Here is a 13,335-nt window from a genome sequence, read left to right on the forward strand (position 1 = left end):
CATACAGAGCCCAGCGGCCGCATTGACACTGCTCTCGTGAGCGTCCCTTTTGAGAGCATTCCCATACTGCCGACCTAAACGGAGCTGTACGTTCTCTACACCCCGAGACTCGCTAATGATTGTTTATGTGGTTTCGTACACTGCTTTCAGCGGGCCTTGATATTTTGTACTTACTGAGAGAACGCAGCAGAAATGATCACAGTCTCTGTCCTGAACGGAAACACCGTTTCCACGAGCCACTCCTTGGGTAAGACGGGAGCTGCACCAGTCCGCATTCAAGCGATCAAGGGAGGCAAATACATTCTCGCCGACAGTCGCACTGGCTTCGCTCCTGAAAAAATCACCGTCAAGCGCATGGGTAAGGATCTGCATGTATCCCACGACGGCGAAGACCCCGATCAACCCGTACTCATCATTGAAGAGTTCTTCGAGCACGAAGGCCAATTAATCGGTATGGCGGAGGACTCCAATTATTACGAGTATATCGCTGTAAGTGAGAATGATCGTGATCTGGCATTTTTGATTGATGGAGAAGCGACATCTGGAGTGCTGCAAGCGGACTCAGTCAATGCTCTTGCATTTGACTCGGGGCTCAGTCCACTTTCCGGCAAAGTGCTCCCCACCGCTGCTATTGGTCTTGGGGCGTTGGGGCTTCTTGGTATCGGAGCTTTCGGTGGTAGTGGTAGTGGTAGTGGTAGTGGTGGCGGCAGTGTAAATCCAGCGCCCGCGGACAAAACACCTCCCGCCGCGCCATCGATCTCGGTGAACACCGAAACGGAGCTGGCCGGCACGGCCGAGCCGGGTTCGACGGTGACCATCACTGATCCGAGCGATGGCTCGACAATCACCGTGGTGGTCGATGCAAGTGGCAATTGGAGCGTGCCGAACCCGCTGGAGCCGGGTGATACCGGCGCGACCGTTACTGTGACCGACCCGGCGGGCAACGAGTCGTTGCCGACCGTGATTGACGGTCCGGTCGACGTTACGGCGCCGAACGCGCCGAGCGCGGTCATCACCGACAACGGCGACGGTACCATCACCGTCAGCGGCAGCAGCGAGCCGGGTGCCACCGTGAACGTGACCTTCCCGGACGGCAGCACGGGCTCCGTGGTGGTCGACGAGTCGGGCAACTACACCATCGACAGCCCGGCCGGCGTGGTTCAGCCGGAAGGCGAGCTGGTGGTCAACGCCACCGATAGCAACGGCAACGGCCCCAGCGACAACACCGTCGTGGCCTACGACGACAGCGTGGCGCCGAACGCGCCGAGCGCGGTCATCACCGACAACGGCGACGGTACCATCACCGTCAGCGGCAGCAGCGAGCCGGGTGCCACCGTGAACGTGACCTTCCCGGACGGCAGCACGGGCTCCGTGGTGGTCGACGAGTCGGGCAACTACACCATCGACAGCCCGGCCGGCGTGGTTCAGCCGGAAGGCGAGCTGGTGGTCAACGCCACCGATAGCAACGGCAACGGCCCCAGCGACAACACCGTCGTGGCCTACGACGACAGCGTGGCGCCGAACGCGCCGAGCGCGGTCATCACCGACAACGGCGACGGTACCATCACCGTCAGCGGCAGCAGCGAGCCGGGTGCCACCGTGAACGTGACCTTCCCGGACGGCAGCACGGGCTCCGTGGTGGTCGACGAGTCGGGCAACTACACCATCGACAGCCCGGCCGGCGTGGTTCAGCCGGAAGGCGAGCTGGTGGTCAACGCCACCGATAGCAACGGCAACGGCCCCAGCGACAACACCGTCGTGGCCTACGACGACAGCGTGGCGCCGAACGCGCCGAGCGCGGTCATCACCGACAACGGCGACGGTACCATCACCGTCAGCGGCAGCAGCGAGCCGGGTGCCACCGTGAACGTGACCTTCCCGGACGGCAGCACGGGCTCCGTGGTGGTCGACGAGTCGGGCAACTACACCATCGACAGCCCGGCCGGCGTGGTTCAGCCGGAAGGCGAGCTGGTGGTCAACGCCACCGATAGCAACGGCAACGGCCCCAGCGACAACACCGTCGTGGCCTACGACGACAGCGTGGCGCCGAACGCGCCGAGCGCGGTCATCACCGACAACGGCGACGGTACCATCACCGTCAGCGGCAGCAGCGAGCCGGGTGCCACCGTGAACGTGACCTTCCCGGACGGCAGCACGGGCTCCGTGGTGGTCGACGAGTCGGGCAACTACACCATCGACAGCCCGGCCGGCGTGGTTCAGCCGGAAGGCGAGCTGGTGGTCAACGCCACCGATAGCAACGGCAACGGCCCCAGCGACAACACCGTCGTGGCCTACGACGACAGCGTGGCGCCGAACGCGCCGAGCGCGGTCATCACCGACAACGGCGACGGTACCATCACCGTCAGCGGCAGCAGCGAGCCGGGTGCCACCGTGAACGTGACCTTCCCGGACGGCAGCACGGGCTCCGTGGTGGTCGACGAGTCGGGCAACTACACCATCGACAGCCCGGCCGGCGTGGTTCAGCCGGAAGGCGAGCTGGTGGTCAACGCCACCGATAGCAACGGCAACGGCCCCAGCGACAACACCGTCGTGGCCTACGACGACAGCGTGGCGCCGAACGCGCCGAGCGCGGTCATCACCGACAACGGCGACGGTACCATCACCGTCAGCGGCAGCAGCGAGCCGGGTGCCACCGTGAACGTGACCTTCCCGGACGGCAGCACGGGCTCCGTGGTGGTCGACGAGTCGGGCAACTACACCATCGACAGCCCGGCCGGCGTGGTTCAGCCGGAAGGCGAGCTGGTGGTCAACGCCACCGATAGCAACGGCAACGGCCCCAGCGACAACACCGTCGTGGCCTACGACGACAGCGTGGCGCCGAACGCGCCGAGCGCGGTCATCACCGACAACGGCGACGGTACCATCACCGTCAGCGGCAGCAGCGAGCCGGGTGCCACCGTGAACGTGACCTTCCCGGACGGCAGCACGGGCTCCGTGGTGGTCGACGAGTCGGGCAACTACACCATCGACAGCCCGGCCGGCGTGGTTCAGCCGGAAGGCGAGCTGGTGGTCAACGCCACCGATAGCAACGGCAACGGCCCCAGCGACAACACCGTCGTGGCCTACGACGACAGCGTGGCGCCGAACGCGCCGAGCGCGGTCATCACCGACAACGGCGACGGTACCATCACCGTCAGCGGCAGCAGCGAGCCGGGTGCCACCGTGAACGTGACCTTCCCGGACGGCAGCACGGGCTCCGTGGTGGTCGACGAGTCGGGCAACTACACCATCGACAGCCCGGCCGGCGTGGTTCAGCCGGAAGGCGAGCTGGTGGTCAACGCCACCGATAGCAACGGCAACGGCCCCAGCGACAACACCGTCGTGGCCTACGACGACAGCGTGGCGCCGAACGCGCCGAGCGCGGTCATCACCGACAACGGCGACGGTACCATCACCGTCAGCGGCAGCAGCGAGCCGGGTGCCACCGTGAACGTGACCTTCCCGGACGGCAGCACGGGCTCCGTGGTGGTCGACGAGTCGGGCAACTACACCATCGACAGCCCGGCCGGCGTGGTTCAGCCGGAAGGCGAGCTGGTGGTCAACGCCACCGATAGCAACGGCAACGGCCCCAGCGACAACACCGTCGTGGCCTACGACGACAGCGTGGCGCCGAACGCGCCGAGCGCGGTCATCACCGACAACGGCGACGGTACCATCACCGTCAGCGGCAGCAGCGAGCCGGGTGCCACCGTGAACGTGACCTTCCCGGACGGCAGCACGGGCTCCGTGGTGGTCGACGAGTCGGGCAACTACACCATCGACAGCCCGGCCGGCGTGGTTCAGCCGGAAGGCGAGCTGGTGGTCAACGCCACCGATAGCAACGGCAACGGCCCCAGCGACAACACCGTCGTGGCCTACGACGACAGCGTGGCGCCGAACGCGCCGAGCGCGGTCATCACCGACAACGGCGACGGTACCATCACCGTCAGCGGCAGCAGCGAGCCGGGTGCCACCGTGAACGTGACCTTCCCGGACGGCAGCACGGGCTCCGTGGTGGTCGACGAGTCGGGCAACTACACCATCGACAGCCCGGCCGGCGTGGTTCAGCCGGAAGGCGAGCTGGTGGTCAACGCCACCGATAGCAACGGCAACGGCCCCAGCGACAACACCGTCGTGGCCTACGACGACAGCGTGGCGCCGAACGCGCCGAGCGCGGTCATCACCGACAACGGCGACGGTACCATCACCGTCAGCGGCAGCAGCGAGCCGGGTGCCACCGTGAACGTGACCTTCCCGGACGGCAGCACGGGCTCCGTGGTGGTCGACGAGTCGGGCAACTACACCATCGACAGCCCGGCCGGCGTGGTTCAGCCGGAAGGCGAGCTGGTGGTCAACGCCACCGATAGCAACGGCAACGGCCCCAGCGACAACACCGTCGTGGCCTACGACGACAGCGTGGCGCCGAACGCGCCGAGCGCGGTCATCACCGACAACGGCGACGGTACCATCACCGTCAGCGGCAGCAGCGAGCCGGGTGCCACCGTGAACGTGACCTTCCCGGACGGCAGCACGGGCTCCGTGGTGGTCGACGAGTCGGGCAACTACACCATCGACAGCCCGGCCGGCGTGGTTCAGCCGGAAGGCGAGCTGGTGGTCAACGCCACCGATAGCAACGGCAACGGCCCCAGCGACAACACCGTCGTGGCCTACGACGACAGCGTGGCGCCGAACGCGCCGAGCGCGGTCATCACCGACAACGGCGACGGTACCATCACCGTCAGCGGCAGCAGCGAGCCGGGTGCCACCGTGAACGTGACCTTCCCGGACGGCAGCACGGGCTCCGTGGTGGTCGACGAGTCGGGCAACTACACCATCGACAGCCCGGCCGGCGTGGTTCAGCCGGAAGGCGAGCTGGTGGTCAACGCCACCGATAGCAACGGCAACGGCCCCAGCGACAACACCGTCGTGGCCTACGACGACAGCGTGGCGCCGAACGCGCCGAGCGCGGTCATCACCGACAACGGCGACGGTACCATCACCGTCAGCGGCAGCAGCGAGCCGGGTGCCACCGTGAACGTGACCTTCCCGGACGGCAGCACGGGCTCCGTGGTGGTCGACGAGTCGGGCAACTACACCATCGACAGCCCGGCCGGCGTGGTTCAGCCGGAAGGCGAGCTGGTGGTCAACGCCACCGATAGCAACGGCAACGGCCCCAGCGACAACACCGTCGTGGCCTACGACGACAGCGTGGCGCCGAACGCGCCGAGCGCGGTCATCACCGACAACGGCGACGGTACCATCACCGTCAGCGGCAGCAGCGAGCCGGGTGCCACCGTGAACGTGACCTTCCCGGACGGCAGCACGGGCTCCGTGGTGGTCGACGAGTCGGGCAACTACACCATCGACAGCCCGGCCGGCGTGGTTCAGCCGGAAGGCGAGCTGGTGGTCAACGCCACCGATAGCAACGGCAACGGCCCCAGCGACAACACCGTCGTGGCCTACGACGACAGCGTGGCGCCGAACGCGCCGAGCGCGGTCATCACCGACAACGGCGACGGTACCATCACCGTCAGCGGCAGCAGCGAGCCGGGTGCCACCGTGAACGTGACCTTCCCGGACGGCAGCACGGGCTCCGTGGTGGTCGACGAGTCGGGCAACTACACCATCGACAGCCCGGCCGGCGTGGTTCAGCCGGAAGGCGAGCTGGTGGTCAACGCCACCGATAGCAACGGCAACGGCCCCAGCGACAACACCGTCGTGGCCTACGACGACAGCGTGGCGCCGAACGCGCCGAGCGCGGTCATCACCGACAACGGCGACGGTACCATCACCGTCAGCGGCAGCAGCGAGCCGGGTGCCACCGTGAACGTGACCTTCCCGGACGGCAGCACGGGCTCCGTGGTGGTCGACGAGTCGGGCAACTACACCATCGACAGCCCGGCCGGCGTGGTTCAGCCGGAAGGCGAGCTGGTGGTCAACGCCACCGATAGCAACGGCAACGGCCCCAGCGACAACACCGTCGTGGCCTACGACGACAGCGTGGCGCCGAACGCGCCGAGCGCGGTCATCACCGACAACGGCGACGGTACCATCACCGTCAGCGGCAGCAGCGAGCCGGGTGCCACCGTGAACGTGACCTTCCCGGACGGCAGCACGGGCTCCGTGGTGGTCGACGAGTCGGGCAACTACACCATCGACAGCCCGGCCGGCGTGGTTCAGCCGGAAGGCGAGCTGGTGGTCAACGCCACCGATAGCAACGGCAACGGCCCCAGCGACAACACCGTCGTGGCCTACGACGACAGCGTGGCGCCGAACGCGCCGAGCGCGGTCATCACCGACAACGGCGACGGTACCATCACCGTCAGCGGCAGCAGCGAGCCGGGTGCCACCGTGAACGTGACCTTCCCGGACGGCAGCACGGGCTCCGTGGTGGTCGACGAGTCGGGCAACTACACCATCGACAGCCCGGCCGGCGTGGTTCAGCCGGAAGGCGAGCTGGTGGTCAACGCCACCGATAGCAACGGCAACGGCCCCAGCGACAACACCGTCGTGGCCTACGACGACAGCGTGGCGCCGAACGCGCCGAGCGCGGTCATCACCGACAACGGCGACGGTACCATCACCGTCAGCGGCAGCAGCGAGCCGGGTGCCACCGTGAACGTGACCTTCCCGGACGGCAGCACGGGCTCCGTGGTGGTCGACGAGTCGGGCAACTACACCATCGACAGCCCGGCCGGCGTGGTTCAGCCGGAAGGCGAGCTGGTGGTCAACGCCACCGATAGCAACGGCAACGGCCCCAGCGACAACACCGTCGTGGCCTACGATGACAACGTGGCGCCGAATGCGCCGGTGATCACGGTGAACACCGAAGCCGAGCTGGCCGGTACGGCCGAGCCGGGCTCGACCGTGATCATCACCGATCCGAGTGATAGCTCTACGATCACCGTGGTGGCGGACGCCAGCGGCAACTGGAGCGTGCCGAACCCGCTGGAGCCGGGTGACACCGGCGCGACAGTGACGGCGACCGATCCGGCTGGCAACGAGTCACTGCCTGTCCTGATCGACGGCCCGATAGACATCACCGCGCCGACAGCAGTTGCCACCCTTACTTACATCGGCAAGGACAGCGGCTTTAGCGATACCGACCTGCTCACCAACGACGGTAGCGCAGGACGCCTGATGTCCGGCACGCTCAGCTCAGTTTTGGGCGCAGGAGAAAAGGTGCAGGTGTCCATCGACGGTGGCTCGACATGGGTGGATGCCGAGACGAATGGTGCCGACTGGTTTGTCATGGACAACAACACGCACTCCGAAGATTGGACGATCCTCTCGCGCGTGGTGGATGCCGCTGGCAACATCGGGGTCGAAAGTTCAGTGACGGTCACGTTGCTGGAGGCGGCAGCCCGCCCTGCGATGCCGCAATCGCTCAAGCAAACCGTTGATAGCAAGGTCGCGGTCACGTTCGACCCGCAGAAGGTGGTAGCGGGCGATCGGGTTGTCGTCACGCACTATGGTGTGCGCTATGAGCACGTGCTCACCGAAGCGGAAGCTGCCGCAGGCACCGCCGCAGTCAAGACTGCGCATGCGCCTGAGCTGATCAGCTTCACGGATTTTACCTACAGTAGTACTGAGGCCTCCAGCAGCGTCGACTTTCATGGCATGACGATGCATTTCGAGGGTCAGGTCTCTGCGGGCCCCGTGCTCAAGGGAGCTACGGGGGGCGGTCACAGAAAGACGACCATCGACATCGACGGCGGTACGAAGTCGGTATCCCTCAAGTTGGGCGGTATCGACAATGGCGCGCAGACGACGATATACAAATTCTATGACCTTGAAGGCCAACTCATCGGCACGGTGGACAAGACGGGCAGTACCTGGGGTGTAGCTTCGGGCTCTTTAGGCACTACCTACGGGCATACTATGGACTTCGTTGCGCCAGAGGGGGGCACAATTGGCAGCTTCACGATTGAGACACCAGAGGACTACGGTGGTGGTATTTACCTCAACTCCATAACACTGGGCATGGGCGCCGGGTCTGATGTCATGTCTGCGTCCATTGTTGACCAAGCGGGCAACTCATCGGATTTGCTGTGGCAGCAACAGCTCACGATTGCGGAAGACTTTGAGTGGCTCTCCGCGCAAAGTCTTGCTATCGGCCAAAGCAGGGATATCGGCTCTATGACGATTACCGCGCTGAAGAAGGCGTTCGATCCGATCTATAAAACTGCTGCTGGGGCCCGCTATTGGGGAACCGAGGGCGACTCATATTTGCTGCAGGCGACCGCGGGTGCCGCTGTCGGTGTTGACTTTAAAGGACACGCCGCTTTCCGTTTTACAGCGGACTTCTTTGATATCAATACGGCGCAGTCCGGGCAGGCCCTTCGTTTCTACGATGCCTATGACAATCTGATCCTGAGCGTGGATCTGAAAACAATTGGCGCTAATGCGGATTGGAAGGCAAACGGCACCCATACATGGGAGATGCCCGAGGGGACATCCTTTACTCGCTTCGAGTTTGATGCCGGCACGGACTGGATCCTGATGGATAACATCCGCATCGACTGGGCTGGCGAGCCGTTTATTACACCGGTGGAGATCTATCATGAAGTGCACAACGGAGCGAGCTATCAGGGTGGCGGGGAAGACAACATCTTCAACATGGCGGATGTCTCGTACTTCCTGAGCAGCGCCCCCAATCTTGATGGCGGTGCGGGCATCGATACGTTGGTGCTGAGCGGTGCCGACCAGTTGCTCGACTTCTCCGCGTTGAACGGCAAGATCAACTCGGTAGAGGTGATTGACATGACCTCCCCGGGCAACAATGCGCTCAAGCTCTCGTTGGGCGACGTGCTGGATCAAGGCGGCAAGGACCTGTTCCATCTCAATGGCGACGTCCAGATGATGGTTCGTGGCAATTCCGGCGATACAGTTACGCTTGATGATCTGCTGCCCAACGGTATGGATCCGGGCGACTGGGCCAACACCGGTACCATCAGCGTGGACGGCGTTACCTACGTCAGCTACCAGCACTCCGCGCTGGATGCCCAATTGTTGGTCGAACAGGGCGTCACCGTTACCCTCGTCTAACCCTTACCCCCCCAAAAAACGCGGGCTGGCTTACCAGCCCGCACGGAGCCCATATCGTGAGCTACAAGCTCAAAAGCGCGCTGTGTGCGCTCATCATCATTCCGCTAACCACCCTGGCTGAACAGCTACGGCAGATGGAACGTATTCGCTCAATAAACCCCGTCTTTCATTGACGAGACCTTGTGATCAGGATGCGCTTGTCGGTGAGCAGTTCCACGGCAACTGCGCTTCGATATCCTCGACGCGGTTGGCGGCCGGCAGGCGCTCCAGCACATGCCTGCAGCCAGGCATAGGGCTCTTACCCGTTAGCTTTCGCGGTTTCGATCAGGCTGTAAATCTGCGTGCTGGCCGTGGCGCCTTTGGGTGTGCCGCTGAATAGCCAATTCTTGCGTCCGATCACAAAGGAGCGAATGGCGTCCTCGGTACGGTTGTTGTCGATGGGAAGATGCCCCCTAGACATAGCGCACGTGCTTGCTCCAGTCGCTGGCGAGGTAGTTCACCGCTTTGCCCAGGGCGTTCTGGACCGTGACCCGCGGCTGAGCCTCCTCCAGCCAGATCTGGTGCTGAGGATCGACAGGCTGCGCCGTTTTTTTACAGCTTGGCATTCCACGTCGCCGCTGTCCTTATGATCGCGCTCGATGCCATAGAGCTGGTTGAGCAGGTTCAAGGCCATATCGGCGCGTTCGATCTTGCCCTTGGGCTGCACTTTCAGCTCCTCGAGGAATTTGCGGCGAGCGTGGGCCCAGGAGGTCAAGCGTTCGATGCTGTCTTGTGCTGTCACCGCGTTGTAGCCGGCATAGTCATCGGTCATCAGGTAGCCGCGATAGCCTGCAAGCAGGCGCAGCAGTACCTCCTGCGCACGGCTCGTGCTGTAGTCGAAAAGGACGACAGGGTGCCCCGGTGGGCTGCCGCTTTGCACCCACATCCAGGACTGCGCCGTGGGACCTTGCTCGGGGCCATGCAATACCTGCGGCCGGGGTTCGTCGCAGTGCAACACCGGATAGCCCAGCAACTGGTCACGCATGAGGTTGAGCAGGGGCTGCACCTGTTCGCCGGCCTGGATCACTCAGTGCGCCAGGGGCTGGCGGGGGATGTCGATGCCATGCCGGCTGAGCATTTTCTCGAAGCGATACAGCAGGATGCCATCGGCGTACTTGGTGGTCAGCAGCATGGCCAGCACTCTGGGGCTGGCCAGGCTTTTCTCGATCAGTTGGGCTGGCTTGTCGGCGGTCACCGGGGCGGTTTTGCAGGCCTTGCAGGCGAAGGTTTTGTTGATATGGCGGATCGCCCGTACCTGCATCCGGATGATCTCCAATTGCTCGCTGGTCTCTTCGCCGATCACCTGCTTGCAAGCGCCGTAGGCACAGGTACGCTCGTGCTCAGGCAGTTCGTGGACGATTTCAACGCGCGGCAGCTCGACTGAAAGAGGCTTGCGCTTGCCACGTCGTCTCACTGGGGCGACGACTTCTTCGACCTCGGTCTCAATCGATTCGCCAGCAGTCTCGTCGAGCAACTCCTCAGCCTCGTTGAACATGGCAAGTTGAGGGGACGGCATCCTCGGGGCTGCGCTCGGACTTTGGCGAGAACAGTTTTTGGCGCAGCAGAGCGACTTGGTCCAGCAATTGCCGGACCAGGTCGTATAGCAGGACTGGACCGTTGGGAAGGTAGTCTGCGCCAGATTTCATGGAGCCGGATTATACCGGCTCAGCTCACAAAACACAGGGGCAGCTCCTGGTGTGGCTGGATCCCCCGGAGGTCGAAACCTGCCAGCAGCTGATTCGGTTCCTACACTGTCAACACGATGGGCTCTTCAGCATTAGGCTTGGTCTTGTGCAGGCGCTTGAGACTGAGACAGAGGCCGTTGCGATCCCAGCAGACAATCTTCACACGGTTGCGTGTTTTGTTGAGGAAGACAAATCAACACTGGATCGAACACGGACACTTTGATATCCAACTCCACCAGGGCCGCCAGACCATCGATGGACTTAGAGAAGTAGAGGTAGACGACATTGACATTGGTGTCCGGACGCATCATGACAGGAGTTCACTGGCAAAATGGGAGCCCAGCATCGAAAGCGGATCGTATAGTTGAAGGGGGGGCTGTGGAGCGCTTACAAAGATAAAATCTGCAATTTTCGAAGGTTTGAGATAAGTCTTGTTTGCCCGCAACGCCTCACGCTCTAATCTGCACTCCATGGTTCGAAATCAGGGGCTCATCAGTACCGCATAACCGGGCCAGGACTGCAGAGCGATCTTGCTGACCTTCGCAGCTTGCGTTCCAACTTTTTGCGAGAGTGAGCAATCCGCTGTCTTTGATCTCGGGCGCTGTGGCTGGCGACGACTCTGTCCATATTGACAAGTGCTGGCCCCGCCCAATCTTGCCGTTCTTCCGAGATCCGGGTTTCCAATAGTATAGGATAGGAAGAGTCATTGGCTTTGGCCCAGGTAATAAAGCTGCTTAACGAGAATGTGCCGTCGGCGGCTGAATTACGCTTTGGTTGGCCACGGGGAATTGCAATCGTTTAGATACGATTGTTGACCAATGAGCGCTGCTATGCCGGTCAGAAATGTTGACCCAAAATGAGGAAATCTCCTTGCAGTTTGGATTGCATGCGGCGCCTGCATATTCAGGCGCTCCCCCCGCCAGGCATTGCTTACCTTTTTCAGAAGGCCACGGTGGCCCTAGGTATTGAGAAGTTTCACGCAGGAGCAGCAGCTCTTTTAAATTGTTCTAAGAGAAAATTATCTATGAATCGTCCGACCTTCTGTCGAAGCACCGGCAAGCCCATTCCCTGCGGCTGCATTCGGTGCTTGCCGACTTCTAAGAACACGACTTCGCTCGGCCGCAATGCTTCTACTTGCCTAATCAGTGTAAGGCGTGACCGGTTGCATCCACCGTTGGTAGTGGGGAATTAGGTCTCAATGATATATAGAAATATCCTCGGTTTGTATCCATCGCAGAGAGCTTCCTTTCCAGCTTTCGGTATTGCTTCAGCGCAGCTCAAGGATCGCAATTTATACTTATTAGTCTGTCTGGTCTGTCCCGGGCTGAGTGGACACTGACTTAAGGTGGATAATGCCCACCGCAAGGAGTGTTCATGACCCAGACCAGACGACGTTTTCCCGAATCCTTCAAACGCGAGGCGGTAGACCAGGTACTTGCCGGTACGCCGCTTCGTCATGTCGCCGAGTCGCTGGGCATCGCTGAAAGCCTGTTGGGCAAATGGAAGCGCCAGTACGAGCAGCAAGGTGACGGTGCCTTTCCGGGCAATGGCAAGCAGCGGGGCGAGAGCGCGGAGCTGCGTCGCTTACGCCAGCAACTGGCTCAGGTCACCATGGAGCGCGATGTTTTAAAAAAGGCGCTCGCCATCTTCTCGCAGCTCACGAAGTGAAGTTCCGCGCCATCGAGGCGTTGGCCGGTCGCTATCCCGTAGCGCCGATGCGCCGGCTGCTGCGGGTATCCCGCAGCGGCTTCTATGCCTGGCAGCAGCGGCCACCTTCGGCGAGAGTGATGGCGAATCGGCGTCTGAGCAAGGAGATCCGCACCATCCACCATGAGGTGAGTGGGATCTATGGCCATCGCCGAATCAAGGCCGAGTTGGCGGCCATGGGGCATGCCTGTGGTCGACACCGGGTTGCTCGACTGATGCGCGAAGCCGGATTGCGAGTTCGCTCGCGCAAGCGCTGGCGGCTGGTTTCCAGCAGTCGTCACGCACTGCCGATTGCCCCAAATCATCTGGATCGCCAGTTCGCCTCGGATCGCGCCAACCGGCATTGGGTCTCGGACATGACCTACGTGCGGACGGCCCAGGGCTGGTTGTACTTGGCCGTCGTGCTCGATCTCTATTCACGCGCCGTCGTCGGTTGGGCGATGCACCACCGCATGCAGCAGGCCCTGGTACACGCCGCACTGGAGATGGCCGTGGCACGCCGACAGCCGCAGGAAGAGGTACTGCTGCACTCGGATCGCGGCAGCCAATACTGCGCGTACGACTACCAAGCCTTGCTACGGCGGCATCGCATCGTGCCCAGCCACTCGCGGCGGGGAAACTGTTGGGACAATGCGGCGATGGAGAGCTTCTTCCGTTCGCTGAAGGCTGAGCGGGTGTACCTGACTCGCTACGCCAGCTACCAGGAGGCGAAAACCGACCTGTTCGACTACATCCGCTTTTACAATCACCGCCGTCGCCACTCGACGTTGGGCTATCTCAGTCCGATGGAGTTTGAGCGGCGAAATGCGAGCAGTAGCTCTTAACTACCTGTCCACCAGTTCCGGGACAGACCAGC

Annotated in this window: 2 protein-coding genes and 2 pseudogenes; 2 read left to right on the top strand and 2 right to left on the bottom strand. The window is 62.7% G+C overall.

Annotated features, from left to right (window positions below):
* Positions 1 to 453: 453 nt before the first annotated feature.
* Positions 454 to 9,048 (top strand): Ig-like domain-containing protein, encoded by an 8,595-nt coding sequence (locus tag ACA097_RS19845; protein ID WP_371365455.1) that lies wholly within the window; start codon positions 454 to 456, stop codon positions 9,046 to 9,048.
* 298 nt (positions 9,049 to 9,346) lie between these two features.
* Here ACA097_RS19845 and ACA097_RS19850 read toward each other — a convergent pair.
* Positions 9,347 to 10,603, bottom strand: a pseudogene (locus ACA097_RS19850) (IS66 family transposase).
* Positions 10,604 to 10,833: 230 nt separating this feature from the next.
* Complete coding sequence (locus ACA097_RS19855; RefSeq protein WP_371365457.1) at positions 10,834 to 10,935, bottom strand: hypothetical protein; 102 nt, start codon at positions 10,933 to 10,935, stop codon at positions 10,834 to 10,836.
* 1,211 nt (positions 10,936 to 12,146) lie between these two features.
* On the opposite strand from ACA097_RS19855, the pseudogene ACA097_RS19860 reads away from it, so the two are divergent.
* Positions 12,147 to 13,303: pseudogene (locus ACA097_RS19860) on the top strand (IS3 family transposase).
* The last annotated feature ends 32 nt before the right edge of the window (positions 13,304 to 13,335 follow it).

Source organism: Pseudomonas sp. QL9, from assembly GCF_041409665.1.
GTDB classification, from domain to species: Bacteria; Pseudomonadota; Gammaproteobacteria; order Pseudomonadales; family Pseudomonadaceae; genus Pseudomonas; species Pseudomonas knackmussii.

Bases quoted from the DNA above. Each gene is read 5' to 3' on its own strand.
- ACA097_RS19845 (WP_371365455.1), top strand. From the start codon at position 454: ATGGCGGAGGACTCCAATTATTACGAGTATATCGCTGTAAGTGAGAAT.